The organism is Clostridia bacterium (genome assembly GCA_017554615.1).
Lineage (GTDB): Bacteria > Bacillota > Clostridia > UMGS1840 > HGM11507 > SIG450.
In genome coordinates this window covers 1-18081 of the sequence record JAFZHY010000023.1, presented here as the reverse complement: position 1 = coordinate 18081, position 18081 = coordinate 1, and the positions used below count along the sequence as shown (strand labels likewise).

20 protein-coding genes are annotated in these 18081 nt (G+C 32.0%); 19 read left to right on the top strand and 1 reads right to left on the bottom strand.

All coding sequences use genetic code 11. The features are described from left to right. Positions 1 to 8 precede the first annotated feature (8 nt). Positions 9 to 1358: a citrate transporter gene (locus tag IKZ35_05400; protein MBR4893395.1), complete on the bottom strand. Its 1350-nt coding sequence runs from the start codon at positions 1356 to 1358 to the stop codon at positions 9 to 11. Positions 1359 to 1640: 282 nt separating this feature from the next. On the opposite strand from IKZ35_05400, the gene IKZ35_05395 reads away from it, so the two are divergent. The 19 genes from IKZ35_05395 to IKZ35_05305 form a co-directional block, all read left to right on the top strand. Further along, on the top strand, positions 1641 to 2372 hold the full coding sequence (locus IKZ35_05395) for a creatininase family protein (protein MBR4893394.1): 732 nt from the start codon (positions 1641 to 1643) through the stop codon (positions 2370 to 2372). 301 nt (positions 2373 to 2673) lie between these two features. Further along, positions 2674 to 3618: a sugar ABC transporter permease gene (locus tag IKZ35_05390; GenBank protein ID MBR4893393.1), complete on the top strand. Its 945-nt coding sequence runs from the start codon at positions 2674 to 2676 to the stop codon at positions 3616 to 3618. Positions 3619 to 3634: 16 nt separating this feature from the next. After that, positions 3635 to 4552, top strand: coding sequence for a carbohydrate ABC transporter permease (locus tag IKZ35_05385; GenBank protein ID MBR4893392.1), 918 nt, complete (start codon positions 3635 to 3637; stop codon positions 4550 to 4552). A 134-nt stretch (positions 4553 to 4686) separates the two neighbouring features. Further along, entirely contained in the window at positions 4687 to 5145 is a 459-nt protein-coding gene (locus IKZ35_05380; GenBank protein ID MBR4893391.1) for a hypothetical protein, read from the top strand. 6 nt (positions 5146 to 5151) lie between these two features. Continuing rightward, positions 5152 to 5979, top strand: coding sequence for a DegV family protein (locus IKZ35_05375; GenBank protein MBR4893390.1), 828 nt, complete (start codon positions 5152 to 5154; stop codon positions 5977 to 5979). Positions 5980 to 5988: 9 nt separating this feature from the next. Then, positions 5989 to 6663, top strand: coding sequence for a hemolysin III family protein (locus tag IKZ35_05370; protein MBR4893389.1), 675 nt, complete (start codon positions 5989 to 5991; stop codon positions 6661 to 6663). 121 nt (positions 6664 to 6784) lie between these two features. Further along, the gene (locus IKZ35_05365) at positions 6785 to 7213 is read left to right on the top strand and encodes a DMT family transporter (GenBank protein ID MBR4893388.1); all 429 of its coding nucleotides are present in this window, start codon (positions 6785 to 6787) and stop codon (positions 7211 to 7213) included. A 140-nt stretch (positions 7214 to 7353) separates the two neighbouring features. Beyond that, positions 7354 to 7548: a hypothetical protein gene (locus tag IKZ35_05360; protein ID MBR4893387.1), complete on the top strand. Its 195-nt coding sequence runs from the start codon at positions 7354 to 7356 to the stop codon at positions 7546 to 7548. Then, a complete protein-coding gene (locus IKZ35_05355) occupies positions 7535 to 8926 on the top strand; it encodes a PBSX family phage terminase large subunit (GenBank protein ID MBR4893386.1) in 1392 nt (463 codons plus the stop codon). Before IKZ35_05360 ends, IKZ35_05355 begins: the two co-directional genes overlap by 14 nt. Further along, positions 8927 to 9136 (top strand): hypothetical protein, encoded by a 210-nt coding sequence (locus IKZ35_05350; protein ID MBR4893385.1) that lies wholly within the window; start codon positions 8927 to 8929, stop codon positions 9134 to 9136. Beyond that, the gene (locus IKZ35_05345) at positions 9126 to 10661 is read left to right on the top strand and encodes a hypothetical protein (GenBank protein MBR4893384.1); all 1536 of its coding nucleotides are present in this window, start codon (positions 9126 to 9128) and stop codon (positions 10659 to 10661) included. Before IKZ35_05350 ends, IKZ35_05345 begins: the two co-directional genes overlap by 11 nt. Next, on the top strand, positions 10654 to 11358 hold the full coding sequence (locus IKZ35_05340; protein ID MBR4893383.1) for a hypothetical protein: 705 nt from the start codon (positions 10654 to 10656) through the stop codon (positions 11356 to 11358). Before IKZ35_05345 ends, IKZ35_05340 begins: the two co-directional genes overlap by 8 nt. 2 nt (positions 11359 to 11360) lie before the next feature. Continuing rightward, positions 11361 to 12197, top strand: coding sequence for a hypothetical protein (locus tag IKZ35_05335; protein ID MBR4893382.1), 837 nt, complete (start codon positions 11361 to 11363; stop codon positions 12195 to 12197). A gap of 17 nt (positions 12198 to 12214) precedes the next feature. Beyond that, on the top strand, positions 12215 to 12559 hold the full coding sequence (locus tag IKZ35_05330) for a hypothetical protein (GenBank protein ID MBR4893381.1): 345 nt from the start codon (positions 12215 to 12217) through the stop codon (positions 12557 to 12559). Between the two features lie 60 nt (positions 12560 to 12619). Next, a complete protein-coding gene (locus IKZ35_05325; protein MBR4893380.1) occupies positions 12620 to 13003 on the top strand; it encodes a hypothetical protein in 384 nt (127 codons plus the stop codon). Between the two features lie 3 nt (positions 13004 to 13006). Continuing rightward, positions 13007 to 14836 (top strand): hypothetical protein, encoded by a 1830-nt coding sequence (locus IKZ35_05320; protein ID MBR4893379.1) that lies wholly within the window; start codon positions 13007 to 13009, stop codon positions 14834 to 14836. Continuing rightward, entirely contained in the window at positions 14826 to 16037 is a 1212-nt protein-coding gene (locus IKZ35_05315) for a hypothetical protein (protein ID MBR4893378.1), read from the top strand. Before IKZ35_05320 ends, IKZ35_05315 begins: the two co-directional genes overlap by 11 nt. A gap of 10 nt (positions 16038 to 16047) precedes the next feature. Then, a complete protein-coding gene (locus tag IKZ35_05310; protein ID MBR4893377.1) occupies positions 16048 to 17004 on the top strand; it encodes a hypothetical protein in 957 nt (318 codons plus the stop codon). A gap of 12 nt (positions 17005 to 17016) precedes the next feature. Next, positions 17017 to 18081 (top strand): hypothetical protein (locus IKZ35_05305; protein MBR4893376.1); only part of this gene is annotated, 1065 nt, incomplete at its 3' end.

The following is an 18081-nucleotide window of genomic DNA, read 5'->3' as shown; positions in this document are numbered from 1 at the left end:
ACCTCCTGTTAAATATATCTTAGTGAGATTATAACGGTTGATATTACAAGCACTATAACAGTAGCAGGTACTGAATATTTACAGAATTTACCCCAGCCGATAAGATGACCTTCCTGTGCTGCTGCAGATATTCCCACAACATTTGCACTTGCGCCGATAGGAGTTGCACTTCCGCCGACGTCTGTACCCATTGATAAAGCCCAGGCCAGTGTGTCAAGAGATACACCGGATGAAACAGACAGTGTTCTGATAACAGGAATCATTGTTGCCGCAAATGGAATGTTATCTACAAATGCACTTGCAATGGCAGAAACCCAGATAATGATTCCAATAAGAAGATATGTATTTCCTTCGCTTAGTATTGCAATATATTCTGCGATAAGTTCCAATATGTGAGTCTGCTCAAGACCTCCGACTACAATGAATAGTCCAAGGAAGAAAAGAAGTGTTTTATAGTCAACCTTTTTAAGTATAACACCACAGTTTTTCCCTGCAAAAAGTAAAGTGAAAACAGTTACAAACACCCCTATTGTTGAAACTGTAAGCCCTGTTATAGAGTGGGTTACAAGTAAAACAACTGAGGATAAGAATATAATTACACTTACTGTAAAATCCTTTTTGTTTTTTATAACATCTTTAGCATCAGGGTATGAAACATTCTCTTCTTTAATGTTGCTTTTTAAATCTTTTTTAAATGAAAGATAGAAAAACAGCATAACAAACGGTAATGATATAAGAGCAATAAGCCCTGTGTTTAAAATAAAGTCAAAGAAACTGTATCCTAAAGATGTTCCTATAATAATGTTAGGCGGATCTCCACACATTGTTGCAGAGCCTCCAAGATTTGCACAAAAGATTTCTGCAATGATAAGTGGTGCAGGTTTAAATTTTAATATTTTAGCAAGCTCCAATGTAGCAGATGCTAAGAATAAAATAACTGTAATACTGTCAATAAACATTGCAAGAACTGATGACATAAGCATAAATGCTATAAATAAAGGAACTACTTTGTATTTTACAAGTTTTGCAAGGCCTAAACAAAGCCATCTGAAAAAGCCTGATTCTCCCATTCCTTCAACCATTATCATCATTCCGGCAATAAACACAATAGTTTCCCAGTTAATACCATGAGATACTCCGTGAGACTCTCCGTTTGAATACCAGAAAGACGGACTTATCATACTCTGGAAATTTAATGTTTCCCATATAGCAGGAAAACTTTTCATACAAAGCCCGAACACGATAAGTATCATAAGTAAGCCTGATACAAGTGTTACAATATGTCTTTCAATCTTATCCATAACAATGGCAAGAAACATAGCAATAAAAATGATAACAGCAATAACTGGCGCTGCCATTTTTAAACATCCCCTTTTTTATTTTTAAGTCTTACAAATTATAACAAAATAACTTTTAAAAGTCAAATGAATAATAACTAAAAAAGTAAGCATTTTTAAAATATATTCAGTTGTTTTTCATAAAATAAGTAAGGAAAAAATAAAAGAAAGGAAATTTCAAAATGAGTTTTAAGAATATTCTTAAGCTCATTTTTTAATTTAATATAAAAAGGGTTGAATTATAGGTTTAAAATGTTATAATGTTAATACATAAAAAAGTATTATATAAAGGAGAAAATAAAAATGCTAAATTATAACAATACAGCAGACGAAATTGTAGAAAAATCAAGCGACCTTGCAATACTGCCTATTGGCTCAACCGAGCAGCACGGGCCTCATCTTCCACTATGTACTGACAGTGTGGTTGCCACTGAAATTGCAAAAAGAGTAGCAGAAAAAACAGGAGCATATCTTCTTCCTACTCTTCCTATAAGCACCTGCTATGAGCATAAAGGCAAAAAGGGAAGTGTATGGATGAGCCCTTCCACTTTTTATAATGTTATATCCGATATAGTTCTTTGCTTAAAAGGGCAGGGGTTTAAGAGAGTTGCCATACTTCTCGGGCACGGTGGAATATTTATTGCAACCCCTGTAATAAGAGAACTTAATGCAATGTATGATGATTTAAAAGTTGTTAAAATAGATTTGTTGCAGTTTTTTTCAACAAAGGAAATGAATGAGGTTTTAGAAAGCAAAAACAATCTTCATGCCTGTGAATATGAAACTTCACTGATGCTTTATTTAAAAGAAGAACTTGTTAAAAAAGATAAAATAGACGGAGCAGATTTTGTTCCCGATTATCCGAGAGATTATTTAAACTACATTTCCCTTGTAAAACTCAGCGATACAGGCGTTTGGGGAGAACCATCTTTAGGAACTAAAGAAAAAGGCGAAAAGGTGGTAAAAATTCTTACCGAAAAAAGTATAGAATATTTAAATGATGCCTTTAATAAAATGGAATATAAAGCTTGGTAAATTTTTAATATATTGTTTGACTTTTTTAAAATATTGTGTTATATTAGATGTATAATTGATGCATAACGACTAATTTTTTGTTTTTTTTATTGTGAAAAATTCACATATTTTAAAAAAATTATAAAATGCCAGAATGCACTGAAATTGCGTGGTTTAAGAGTTTTTTATAAAATTTTTTGGAATTTTTTTTATAAAAATTAAAATATCGTGTTTACAAATGGGAAAATTTGAAATATAATTGTACTGTTAAATACGAGACTTTATAAGTCGTTACAATGCTTATTTAGAGGGGGACAAAAAAATGGCAAAAGTTTCATCGACAGTTGTTGTTAAAAAGAAATCTTTAGCGAAAAGAATTGCTGAAGACTGGCAACTGATTCTGTTAGCCCTGCCTGGTATTATTTTCTATCTTGTTTTCAGATACGGGCCAATGTACGGAATTCAGATTGCGTTTAAAGATTACGGTATTTTCTTAGGTGTAATTGAAAGCCCTTGGGAAGACCCTTGGTTCCACAACTTCCAGGTGTTCTTCACTTCAGGTGACTTCTGGCCTTTACTTAGAAATACATTTATGATTGGTGTTTTATCTTTAGTATGGTCATTCCCTATACCTATTATTTTTGCTTTGTTCTTAAATGAAATTAAAAATGTTTCTTTTAAGAAAACAATTCAGACTGTTACATATTTACCTGCACTGTTATCAATGGTTGTTGTATGTTCAATGGCTATCGATATGCTTTCTCCAAGTTCAGGTATCTTCAATAAACTAATTGAAGCATTAGGCGGCGAAGCAATATACTTTATGGTTAAGCCTGAATGGTTCAGAACCATCCTTATCTTTATACAGGTATGGCATGGTTTCGGTAGCGGTGCTATTATTTATATCGCTGCTCTTGGCGGGGTTGACCCTCAGTTATACGAAGCAGCAAGAATTGACGGTTGTTCAAGACTTAAGAGTTTATGGCACGTTTCAATTCCTGCAATTTTACCAACAGTTGTTACTATGTTCATTATGAAATCTGGTAACATTATCAAAGTTGGTTATGAACAGGTATTGTTACTTTACAACCCTGCTACATATGAAGTTGCCGACATATTCGGTACATTCGTTTACAGAAAAGGGATTCTTGAAACAAACTATGCTTATTCTACAGCAGTAAGTTTATTTGAATCTGTAATCGCATTATTCTTCGTTGTATCTTCTAATACAATCAGTAAAAAAGTTAACGAAACAAGTTTATGGTAATAGGGGGAGTAACGAGATGAGTTTAATTAAACCAAAAAAGAATGCTGAAGAAAAAGCATTCCGTAATAAAAAGAATAAATTAGACAGATGGACATTCTTTGATTATTTAAATGCTTTTGTACAAGTGTTCCTTATATTTATCACATTATACCCTGTTTGGTATGTATTATGTGTATCATTAAGTTCCACTCAGGCTATTAACGCAGGTCTTGTTTCTTTCTGGCCTGTTGACATCAACATCGATGCTTATAAGGAAATTCTTGAAACACCTAAAATCCCAAGAGCGTATTTCAACTCTATTCTTTACACAGGCGTTGGTACAGTTTGTTGTATGATTATGACAGTTATGTTAGCCTACCCTCTATCAAGAAAGAACTTTGTATTTAGAAAACCAGTTATGATTATGATTGTTATCACAATGTTCTTCTCAGGCGGTATGATTCCTGGCTTCTTACTTGTTAAGAGTTTGGGAATGCTTAACACTATGTGGTCACTTATCATTCCTAACTTAATCTGGACATATGACCTTATCGTTATGAGAAGTTTCTTTGAAACAATTCCTAACGAAATATACGAAGCGGCAATTGTTGACGGTGCAAGTGAAATGAAAATTCTTGTTTCAATCTTTATTCCTCTTGCTAAACCGGCTATCGCTTCTATCTCACTATTCTATATTATGGGACAGTGGAACAGTTTCCTTATGCCTTCAATTTACTTAACAGATGCTGAAAAATATCCTTTACAGGTTGTTTTAAGAGATATGTTAGTTAATATGACAGGTCAGAACGCTAATAACGAAGAACAAATGAAGTTTACTCCGGAAGCATTAAAGAACGCTACAATCTTTGTATCAGTTCTTCCATTCTTGGTTGTTTATCCATGGCTTCAGAAATACTTTGTTAAAGGTCTTACACTTGGGGCTGTTAAAGGTTAAAATTACATATTATGTTTATTTTAAGCACCTGATAAATCAGGTGCTTTTTTTACCCTTATTTTTGTTGACAACTCAACAAACGGGTGGTATAATAAATTTGTTGACAACTCAACAAAAGTAAAAGAGGTGATAAAATGCTCTCGCGTTATGAAGAGTTTACAACCAAGATTAATCTTGCGTATAAATACATAATGAAAATTAAAACCCATGAGATGAATAATCTTGATTTAAAAGCGGCGCATCTTAATGTTATATTTTATCTTGGCAAAAGTTCAGGAGGGCTTACAGCATCCGAACTTTGTTGGCTGTGTAAAGAAGATAAGGCGTGGATATCAAAGAATTTAAACTACCTAAAGAAAAAGAAACTTATCGAAAAATATAATGAGGATAAGGATAAAACGTACAGAGCAAAATATTATATGACAAATGACGGTATGGATATATATAACGAAATTATAAGAATAATTACCTTTATCAGTCATAAAAGCGCCGAAGGGTGTACGAAAGAAGAACTTGATGTTTTTTATAAAGTGTTCGGAAGAATAATCAGTAATTTAAGTGAATTTTATAACAGAATAGAAAGTAGAGAGTAGAAAGTTATGTTTAAGATTGTATCAGATTCATCATGTGATATTTTTAATTTAGACGGAGTAAATTTTACATCTGTTCCTTTAAAAATTATTGCAGGAGATAATGAATATATTGATTTAGAGGGAGTAGACACCAAAGAAATGATAGACTTTTTAAAGGTGTATAAAGGGAAATCAGGCTCTTCTTGCCCGTCATGCGCAGACTGGCTGGATGCATTTGATGGCGCTGATGAAATATTTGCAATTACTATAACCAGTGGTTTATCAGGAAGTTATAATTCTGCTTGTGTTGCAAAAGATATGTATATAAATAAAAACCCTCAGGCAAAAGTATATGTAATAGATTCTCTTTCTGCTGGGCCTGAGTTAACTTTAATAATTGAAAAAATAAAAGAATTAAAAGAAGAAGGACATTCTTTTGATGTAATATGTGAGAAAATTGAAGAATATAAAAGTAATACAGGGCTTATGTTTATTCTTTCATCATTAAAAAATCTTGCAAATAACGGAAGAGTAAGCCATGCAGTAGCAGCAATAGCCAACATTTTAGGCATCTGCCTTATAGGTAAAGCAAGTGATGAAGGTACACTTGAGCCTGTGGGAAAAGTAAGAGGCGAAAAAAAATCAGTGTCAGCCCTTGTAAAATCTATGATAGAAAACGGATATTCCGGTAAAAAGGTTATAATATCCCATTGCTTTAACGAAGAGTTAGCAAGTGAATTAAAATCAAAATTATTAAATTTATTTGAAAGCGCACAGATAAAAATTTTAAAAACAGGAATACTGTGCAGTTTCTATGCAGAACATGGTGGAATGCTTATAGGTTATGAAAAATAGGAGATAATAATGACAAGAACAAAATTAAAAGACAGAGTTTTACCCAATTATTCAAAAGGTAATGAGATATTTAATTCAGTTACTCATATGGTGGGCGCAGCCCTTGGAATAGTTTCTATTGTCTTATGCGTGGTATTTGCTGCAATTAAACAATCAGTATACGGTGTTATAGGTGGAGCAATATTTGGTGCGAGTATGACGGTTATGTATACTATTTCTGCAATCTACCACCTTTTAAGCCCGAAACTTACAGGGAAAAAAGTTATGCAGGTTTTAGACCACTGCACAATTTTCTTTTTAATAGCAGGAACATATACGCCTGTTGCTCTTTGCAGTATAAGAGAATACAGCACATGGCTTGGGTGGACAATATTCGGCATTGTGTGGGCAGCAGCAATTGTTGGAATAGTATTTAATTCTATTGACCTTAAAAAATACAAGAAATTTTCAATGATTTGCTATCTTGCTATGGGATGGTGCGTAATTATAATAATAGATAAAATTCCTCTTATTATGCATCCTATGGAATTTTTACTTATATTATTGGGTGGTATATCTTATACCATAGGAGCAGTTCTTTATGGAATTGGAGCAAAAAGACCTGTTATGCATGCAGTTTTTCACATATTTACTGTAATTGCAAGTCTTTTGCATTTTTTAGCAATTTTACTTTATACTATATAAGAATTTTAAAAAACGGAACTTTTAAGTTTCGTTTTTTTTAATTTAAAATTTGCCATATACACTTTTATAAAAAAAAGAATATTTACTTATTTAGGGAAGATAATATAGTAGAGGTGTTGATATGGGATTTATATTTGCTTTAATTTCAGGAGCGTTGATGAGTATTCAGGGAGTGTTTAACACTCGTGTAAGTGAAAAAATAGGACTTTTTGAATCTAATCTTATTGTTCAGGGGTCAGCATTTTTACTTGCAATTATAAGTATGTTTTTATTTGGCAAAGGGGATATATCAAAAATTGGTGAGTGTAATAAATTATATCTTTTAGGCGGAGTTATAGGTTTTTTTATAACAGTAACCGTAATGCTTTCAATAGCCAACCTTAGCCCAACTATTGCTATTTCGGTAATACTTATTTCTCAACTTGTTGTAGCCGCATTAATTGATGCATTTGGTCTTTTCGGTGCACAGAAAGTACCTTTTGATGCTACTAAGTATATAGGAATAATTCTTATGGTTGCCGGAGTAATAGTTTTTAAATACCGAAGCTGACAAAATGTCGGCTTCATTTTTTTAAAAAGAGTAAAAATAAGTTTTCTAAAAGGCTTTACAGAGCCTTTTTTTTAATATCCGAATATGAGAAAAAATAAAATTTTAAAAATATATAATAAAATCACGGGAGGAGGAAAGAAATGGATAAAGAAAAAAGATACGAAAAATATACCGAAGAAGCACTCGAAGCCTTAAGCCAGATAATTTACGGCGCCGAAGACTTAAAGGTAAAGATAAGTGCTGCAAAGGAAATTTTAAGTATCACAACCCTAAAAGGAAAAAAGGATGAAGGATCTTTTCCCACAGTAATTTTTAAAGGGGATGTTTGCGATTGAGAAAGTAGTTGTAAACATAGGAGAAACTGTTGGGAAAAACTATAAGGAGTTCTGGAATTTTAAAGGAAGATACAGAGTGGTAAAAGGAGGAAGAGGAAGTAAAAAGTCTACAACCTCTGCACTCTGGTTTATATATCATCTTTTAAAATATAAAAATGCCAATCTTTTATGTGTAAGACAATATTATAACAGTTTAAAAGACAGTCAGTTTTCCGAACTTAAAAAAGCATGTGAAAGGCTTAAGGTAACACACCTTTTTGACTTTAAAATTTCCCCATTGGAAATAACGGTTAAGAGTACAGGTCAAAAGATTTTGTTTCGTGGGTTTGATAACCCCGATTCCATAACCTCAATAACTGTAAGCCATGGATACTTGTGTTGGGTATGGATAGAAGAAGCATATCAGGTAGACAATGAAGAAAATTTTAATAAACTTGATTTTTCCATAAGGGGAATTTTGGACAAATCTCTTTTTCCGCAAATCACCTTAACTTTAAACCCCTGGTGTGAAATGTGGATAAAAAAACGGTTTTTTGACAGGAAGGATAAAAATATTCTTGCAATAACAAGGAATTACTATCACAACGAGTTTTTATCAGAAGATGATACTAAGATGTTTGAAAAATTAAAAGTTGAAGACCCTCTAAGTTATAAAATTGTAGGAGAGGGCGAGTGGGGAATAGCATCAGGAAGTTATTTTAGCGAATTTTCCTATAATCTTCATACAGTAGAAGATATGGAAATTTCATTTGACAGCGAATATGACTATTATGCATCTTTTGACTATGGGCTTGATATGTTTGCCTGTTACTTTTACAGGGTGGACAGATTTCTTAATGTATATGTATACAGAGAGATATATAAAAAGGATATTATAGTATCCAAAGCCGCAGAAGAAATAAAAAAATATATACAAAACGAGAATATAAGATGTGTTTATGCTCCCTTTGATATGTGGAACAGGCAAAGAGAGAGCGGAAGAAGTATTGCGGATATATTTTTAAGTTATGGTATACCTTTAGTAAAATCAAGCAAAAACCGTGTTAACGGATGGCTGTCAGTAAAAGAATTTCTAAAGCCTGTGGTTTGTGATAATAAACTTACCTCCCGACTAAAAATAGCAAGAAGTTGTGTAAATCTTATAGATTCCATCCCTAAACTTTTAAAGGATGAAAAAAATTTATCAGATGTTGCAAGGTTTCCCCACGATATAACACACGCACCTGATGCTTTAAGATATTTTTTAGTAAATATTTTATCAGGGCCGGAATATGAAAGTGAGAAAAATTTATTTTATCACGACTTTAGTTTTAACAATAATAAAAAGGAGGAAGAACTGTTTATTGATGAAGATGTAATAGATAGTTTTTATGATTAAATGGAAATAGTAGAAAATTTAATGTTTTTATCTGTAAGTTTAATTGTGTTTTTTGCTTACAGACAGGGAATAAAAGACAGTTTTTATATAAATAATAATCTGCCCGTTACAAAAAGGGAAGAAAAGGCTAATGACTCTAAATTTGCCAAAGAATATGAAGAAATGCTAAATTATGAATTTGAAATGGCAGGTGAGGAAAATGTTCAGTAATTCTCCCAACGATATTTATACACAATATGAAAGAGGCGTTGCCTTTAAAAACAACATAAATTTATATAAAACTGTAAATGAAGCACACAGGCTTTTTAACGGAGACCAATGGGCAGGTCTTAATGTTAAAAATATGCCTAAACCGGTGTTTAACTTAATTAAAAGGGTTATTCAGTATAAAGTTTCTGCACTAAAGTCAAATCCTACATCAATTACTGTTTCTTCCGGGTCGCTTGTAAAGGATGACTTTAACGGCGACCAGATAGGTATTGTTCTTACAAAACTTATAGAAACCATATGGGAGAGACTTAAGATTGATAAGAAAAACCAGAGTGGTTTAAGGGATGCTGCCCTGTCAGGAGACTACATACTTTATTTTTACTGGGACTCTAATATAAAAACAGGGCAGGAATATATAGGAGATATCAACTGCGAAGCAGTGGATAATGTAAACTTTTTTCCCGGAAACCCTAATGTAGCGGACATCCAAAGACAGCCTTATATAATTATTAAGGTAAGAGAACTAACATCCAACTTAAAAAAAGAGGCTATAAAAAACGGATGCACAAGGGAAGAGGCTGAACTTATTCTGCCCGATTCGGACGATTTTTACAGTGCAGGGGATATGTCAAAAATTGAACTTGAAGGACTGGACAAAACTACCGCACTTATAAAATTCTATAAAAACGAAGACGGAACAGTATTATTTAAAAAGGTTACAAAAAATGTAGTGATAAAGGACGAAACAAATACCAGGTTAACCCTTTATCCGATAGCCTTTATGAACTGGGAGGAAAGAAAGAACTGTGTTCATGGTCTTAGTGAAGTATACGGTTTAAAACCAAACCAACTTTTTATAAACAAAGCCTTTGCTCAGGCTATGCTTAACTCAATGTTATTTTCCTTTCCAAAGATGATATATGATAATTCCCGTGTGAAAAAACCTACAAACACCATTGGAGGAGTGATATCTGTAAACGGAAATACAGAGGGGGCAGTAAAATATTTAAACCCACCGTCTGTTTCTTCCGATTTGTTCAGACTTATTGATTTAACCATTTCTTACACCAAAGAAATGATGGGAGTTAACGATGCATCTTTAGGTAATGTTTCTACCAATAACACAAGTGCTTTTATAGCAGTAAGAGAAGCATCAAATGTGCCTTTAGACAGTATAAGGCTAAGATTTTATCAGATGATAGAGGATATGGGAAGAATAATAATGGACTTTATTTCATCCTACTATAAAACAGGCAGACTTATTTCTTATGATGATAACGGAAAAAAAGTTATAACAACTATTGACTTTTCCAAATTAAAAGACAATGTTCTTAATTTAAGAGTAGATGCAGGACCGTCATCCCAGTTTAGCGAACTTACATCTATTGAAACGCTGGATAAACTTCTTATGGCTGAAAAAATCAGCTTTACTCAGTATTTGGAAAGAATTCCTGACGGATATTTACCGTCAAAAGAAAAACTTATTGAAGAAAATAAAATTAACGGAGGTATTTTAAATGAGTGAAAAAATTAAAAATGAGCCTTTTATGGAAGTTACATATAACGGAGAAAAAATTCCTCTAACTTATGAAGATTCCGTAACTCTGGCGCAAAAAGGAATGAACTATGACAAACTTAATGAGAAAAACACTAAACTTTCAGAAGAAATTAAAAATTTAACAAAAATAAACGAAGGTTTAGAAAAGATTGCAAAAAAACTTAATATTTCTTCCGAAGAACTTATTTTGGGTCTTGAAGAAGAAAGCGTAAAAGAAGATATCTTATCTTTCTCAAAAGACAATAACATTCCTTTTGAATATGCAAAAAAATTAAAGGATATGGAAGAAAAAATTACAGCACTTGAAAAAGAAAAGGAAGAACTTATTCCAATTAAGAAAAAGAATGACGAAATAAGTGAGTTTAAGAAAATTTATCCTGATATTGACGAAAGGGAAATCGACCCTGAAATTTTAAAAGAATGGGAAGAATCTAAAAGACCTCTTAAGGATGTTTACAGTGAACTTACACTTAAAAAAATGCTTAAAGAAAAAAGCGCAACAAACAGCAATAAAGAAAATGAGGATTCTTCTTCAGGCAGTGTTGCAGGTCTTCCTGAAAGGGAAGAAGAGTTTACTGACGAACTTATAAGAAATATGTCAGATAAGGAATTTAATAAAAATTTCACAAAAATCTTAAAACAGTATAAAAAAGGAGACAGATAATTATGGCAAACGGAATACAATCAGGAAAAGAGTTATTATACTCTAAGAAAATAGAAATTTCCCGTAAAGGAAATGCAGTTGCAGCAGAAAATTCATACTTAGGCTACAGCGAAGAAATGAAAAACAAAGGCGACACTATTAAAGTGGTAACTTTAGGTCAGGTAGACCTTATGGACTATAACGGTCAGAATATAAATTTTGATAATATTGATGATGCTGCAGTAAATGTAAGACTTACCGAGCAGAAATATTTTGCAAAAAAAATTGACCGTGCAGACAGAGTTAAAACAGATATTGACTATGAAACAGCACTTTTAGAAGAAGCAGGAAGAAGTATTGCAGTTGATACAGATAGATTTATCTATAAATCAATTTACAATAATCTTAAAAAATCAACTTCCAATATTATTGATGCCGAGGGTGCAACAAGCAAAAATATATTTGATTATATTTTAAATGCTCAGACTCTTCTTAATATGGCAGACGCACCGACAGATAAAAGAGTTTTAGAAGTTTCCCCTTTAATGTTTGAAAAAATTCAGAAGATGTTAGTTACAACAGATACTAATAATTCTGAAATTTTAAGAAAAGGTTTTTGCGGAAAACTTCTTGATTTTGATGTATATATGACAAACAACATTTATAACGACGGTAATTTCGATTACTGTATCGCAAGAACAACCACTGCATATGCCTTTGCTCTTACATTAAAAGAGATTGAAAGAGTTAAACCATCCCATCTTTTTGCAGATGCTATGAAAGGGCTTGTTGTATATGGTGGAGAGGTTATAAGACCAAAAGAAATCTGCGTTATTAAGTTTTCAAAAGGCGAAGAATAAAAAGGAGGGCGAAATAAATGAATATTACAACAACATCATTATATAATCTTACAAGTGCCGAAGTTGAATTTTCGGCTTGTGAAGATACTGTGAAAATAAAAGTGCCTGACCATGATGAAGGGTTTGGAATTATTGTAAAAAACAATGCCACAACTGACGGTACAGTTACTATAAAAGGCGGTAACAGTGTACTTGCAATGGGAGATATGGCAGTAGATGTTAAAAAAGGAAGCGAAACTTTAATCAATTTAAAAGATACAGGAAGATTTAAAAATGTTCATGGAGAAGATGCAGGATATATTGTTTTAAATATTTCTGGGGTTGCCTCCAGCAGTATAGAATTGTTTGCATTTGGCCTATAATTTATATAAGTAAAGCAGGATTTTCCATAAATCCTGCTTTATTTAAAAAAAGGAGGATTTATGACAATAAATGATATATATGATATTTCTTTATATATTGCTGAAAAAACCGATGATGCAACAGGTTTTATAGACAGCGAATATAAGAATAAGCATAAAAAGAAAAGTGAATTTTTAATTAAACATGCAATAAGGAAATTTGCACATCTTGAAAACAAAAAAATAATTGACCCTGATTTTTATAAAGAGGGGGAAGATGTTCCTCTTGATAACTATGTTTTAAAAAATATTATTCCTTGTTTTGTAGGTGCCATGCTTTGTGCTTTTGACAGAGAGAATGATAAATATAATCTTTTAATGTATGAATATCAGCATATGATTGAAAATTTTAAGCATAATGAAGAAACAGTATCAAGCGATGATGCTATTGAAGGGATGTGTTAAATAATGTATCCTAATTTGGCGTATAAGCCTTTAAACTATACTGTCGCAAGTTTAAACGGTGGCATTATGATAGATAAAAGTGAAAATAAAATTTTTGATAATATGTCGCCCGATATGCTCAATATGTACTATGAGGGAAATATGCTTAAAAAAAGAGAAGGGCAGTTAATGCTTTTTAATGAAGAAGACGATATTATATCCTGTGCAAAAGAGGGCTTTTATAACTTTTTTATATATCATGCAGGAAGTAAAATCAAGGCATATAACTATATAACCAAAGAAACAGATATCTTAATTTCCAAGGTGGAAAAAAAGAAAGGCACTTTCTTTATATATAATGGCTATATGTATTATATAGGAACGGGCGAGTATTATAAAATAAGTGTAAAAGAAGAAAAAGTCTTATGCGAAAAGGTTACAGGATATATTCCAACCGTGCTTATAAACTGCGACTCACAAACTATCGGCGACGAACTTGAAAGGCATAATTATATATCCCCTTATTTTAAGGTTACATATAATACAACTTCATCCACATCAAAAATATTTCTGCCGGATTTACCGATAGATTTTTCTGATATTGAAATTTCTTTTCAGTCAAAAAAAATAACAAATTTTACGGTAAATGAAGACAGGCGATATATAGAATTTTCAAGAGAATTGGAAGAAGGGCATAATGACCTTGAAATAATATATAAAAGAACAGATGTTTCAAACGAGCGAATGATGATAACAAACTGCACCATAGCAGAAACTTTTGGTGGCTTAAGTTCAGGAATCAGTGAGGGAACAAGAGTATTTTTATCAGGAAACAGTGATTATTTAAACACCTTCTTTTATTCTGATGTTAAAAACCCTGAATATTTTCCCGTTAACCAGTTCGATATTTTAGGAGACGATATTGACCCTATAATGTGTATGGGAAAACAATATAACGGGCTTGTTTTCTTTAAGAAAAAAAGCATATATATTGCCTACTATGAACTGACAGATTCAGGTGTTAATTTTAAAATTTCCAAACTTAACTCGGATATAGGGTGCGACTGTAAATATACCCTTTCAACAGTTGATAACCAACTTGTGTGGCTTAACAGTATCTGGGGAGTGATGACTCTTTCTTCCACCAATATAAAAGACGAAAAAAATGTTAAATGCATATCCGAAAATATAAACGGAAGAACAACCGATAAAGGATTGCTGTCCTGTAAGAATTTAGAGGAAAGCGTTGCATTTTCTTCAAGGGGTAAGTTTTATATAGTAACCCCCCACTATACTTATGTTCTTAATATAAGCACAAATTTTTATATTGGTATGATGCCTGAAAATATGAGTTGGTTTTTAATGGATAATATCTATGCAAAAGATTTTCTTTATTTTAATAAAGAGGTATATCTTGCAGGTAAAAACGGGTTTTCCTACTTTAAGGATGTGCTCTATGATTTTGATATTAAAGAACCGATAAGGGCATATGTAACCACTAAAGCCTTTGACTTTAATGCACCACAGTATTTTAAAACAATATATGACATATCCTTGTCATTAAAGTCTATACATAATTCTTATATAAAACTTGAGATATTTGATGAAAACGGAAAAATAAAAAGAGAAAGCGAGTTTCACTTAAATAAGTTTAACTTCACTAACTTTGCATTCCCTAAATTTACATTCTGCGGTAATCTTTTTTCCTTTATTATTAAAAGGAGAGTAACAAGCAGGAGAACAAAATATTTAATGATAAAACTCTCAAACGATAAGGAAAATTCGCAAATGAATATTTCCGATATAAACATAACTTATTCAATAGAAAGGAGTGTGCGTTTTAATGGAATTTAAAAAGTTTAAGTTTGAACCTGAGGGAGGGTTTTTAGACGGGGATTTTTACGAAGACACACCTGCAAATGCAAGAGAAATTCTCCAAAGACAGCACAATCAGACAAGAGATTTTATAAATGGAGTTGTCAACACTTTAAATTCTAGTAAAGAGGGAGAAAGTGGAGGCGAATATATTAAAAGCCCTAAAATAGAGGGAGTAGCAGGGGATAATCTTTTTACCCAGATAAAAGATGTTAAAAGACAGTTGAATGATATTTCCCTAAACCATGTGCCTGATGGGTCTATTGACGAGTATAAACTAAAAAATGAAAGCGTAACGAAAGAAAAAATAAAAGACGGAGAAATAACTAAAGAAAAGTTTTCGACTGACGCAGTTGTACCTTTTAGCAATGATACTTTAAATATAAATAATATACCGTCTTCCAACTATTTACCAATAGGTAAGACGGGGGATATAAATATATATAAAGACTATATCGGACCTTATACTCTTTCTTCAATATGGGGAAAAACAAAAGGAAATAAACACTATGTAAAGGCAAGCAATACTCTTTATGAGGTTAATTTAGAAACTGCAGAAACCGTTAAAATTTCAGATGAAGAGTTTAATAACTATAAAACTTATTATATTGATAATGACGAAAATATTATCATGGTAAAACTTACGGTGGTATCAGGTGAGGGAATACTTGAATTCTTTAAATATGTCAGAGAAGATAACGAATTTAAGTTATATAACAGTATATCTATTTTTCCAAGATATGGGGATAGTTATCTTCTTTATGATGCAAATACAGACGGCGATAATATCTATGTAGTTTTTACAGATTTATACGATGAGACGTGTTATATATATAAAATAAAAACACTAGGCAAAGACTTAGAATCATATGAGATTTTAGGAAGCTTTTCAAAAGTGAATAATTTTAAAATACTGATTACCGACGAGGATATTATCTTAGGCGAGAAAATATTAAAAAATAAAGACTTTAATCAGATGATTACTCTAGATTACAGGGTAATTGGCTATGATAATGGGAATTTGCTAATCTTAAATTCCTATGTGCTTGTGCTAAGTGATAAAACATATATTCCAAAAGTGATAACAACTACGAAGAGTGATTTTATTGATTATTTTTTAAAGGACAACTTTTTATATAAAAGAATAGACAATCATCTGGTGAAAACAAGATTGCTTTAAGGAGGAGAATATGAATAATATAAACGAAAAAGAATTTAAACCGTATGATGCAAGAGAATACTTAAAAAATGCAACCGACTCCATAGTTAACTCTCAGAATAAAATAATATCAAATGCCGTAAAAAGTAAGGTTTCAACTTTAAAGGAGGAACTTAAAAACATTCCTAAAATTTATAATAAAATGAAAGATAACCTGACTTTATCAAATGGCAAACAACTTAAAAAACTAAAAGAAGATATTGCAAATACAGGTAATCACACAGCCGGAGGATATGCAATTTCTAAAAGACTTGATAATATGAATGAGTATAATAAAGGCTTAAGAGAAATTGACGAAAAGAGAGAAGAACATAAGAGTAAAATAGAGGGTGAAATAGAAAGAGCATATTTTGATGCCGAAGCGGAAATGGCGCGTAACAAAACTGATATTTTAAAGAACACTCTTAAAGAAACTCTTAATGAAGGAAGAAGACTTGACGATTTAAACTTGGAGTATCTAAAATTTAATGAGCAAAAAAACAATAACGCCCGTAAAGCATATTTAGATGAAAGGGATGATTTAAGAAAACAGGGAAGTTATGAAGTTGAGATGAAGTACAAGCCTCAAATGTATGAACAGGAGTTAATAGAAAGAGGCCTTAAAAATGAACAAATACAAGTGCAGACTCAGAATTTAATTAAATCAGGACAAGCCTCTTCATCTAACAAAGGCCAAAGTTCAAAGAGCGGTTCGACAAGCGGCACAAAGAATGATGATGTTTTATCTAAAATGTCTTCCAAAGATATTGCCGAAAGTATAAAAAACCAGATTGGTTCAGTTCATTACGACAGTTACGGAAACAGAACCATAAAGTTTTCTACCGACGAGGCATTTAAGTTATTAAGGAGTTGGCAACATAAGTATAATATTTCTGACTATATAATTAACGATGCTGCCATATATTTAGGTATTCAGGACTATATGTAAAGGGGGGAGTTTATGCATATTATTGAGATTATTGTAGAAAAAGACAGAAGTGTGAAATGTGAAGAAATTTATGGCGGAATAAACGGAGAGAACTCGGTTACACAGCTTAAGTTTATTATTCCCAAAGAATATAAAAATTTCTATAAATATTTAGATATTTTAAAAAGCGACGGTGTAAAAACACAAACAGTTGTAGGAGATTTGGAAAACGAAATCTTTTATTTCACTCTTCCGTTTTCACTCACTAAAGAGAAAGAAATAGTTATTCAGCTTGTTTTAAAGTTAGGTAAAAAAGTGTTTATGTCAAATATGATTTCTCTTTATTTTAATGACAGTCTTAACGCTACGGAAGTAATTGATGATAATTATCAGGATACAATAGAATTTATTATGGAAAATAAAACTGACCTTTCTTTTTCAGAGGAATTATCTAAAACAGTAAAGAATAAAGCAGACAAATTGGATGTTTATAATCTTGATTTAAGGGTTACAAACCAACTTAGCGAGAAGACGGATAATCTGGAGTTTAAAGACTTTAAAGAAGAAGTTTTAAATGTTCTTCATAATAAGGTTGATAAAGAAAAAGGTATGGGGCTTAGCGAAGAAAACTATACAATAAAAGAAAAGGAAAAGTTAAATAAACTTCCGTCAGAAGAAGAACTAAACCAAAGAATAAACTACATAGACTTAGGCGTATTAGACGAATTTGATATAGACTATCTTCCAAAAGTTAATAAAGTACAGGAAATTGCTGTAAGTGAAGGAGTGTATCATATAAAATGGGCGTTTGATGAAATAATGGGAATAACCGATTATGCTGCAGACGGTCTGTTGTTTAAAACAATGTTTTACGGAGAACCTGCACTATATCTTTATGTTAATGGTACAAATTATTACTGTAAGGGTGCACAAGATATATGGATAAGGGCAAATGTGGGCAATATTATAGACTTAGGAGAAGCAGAGATTACCGGTTATAATTTCCCTCTGGAAGACTTTGAAAGGATTATGAGTGAGAAATACTCGCAATTTACAAGAAAATCAGGTGTATATCAGGTAAGATGGACTCTTACTATG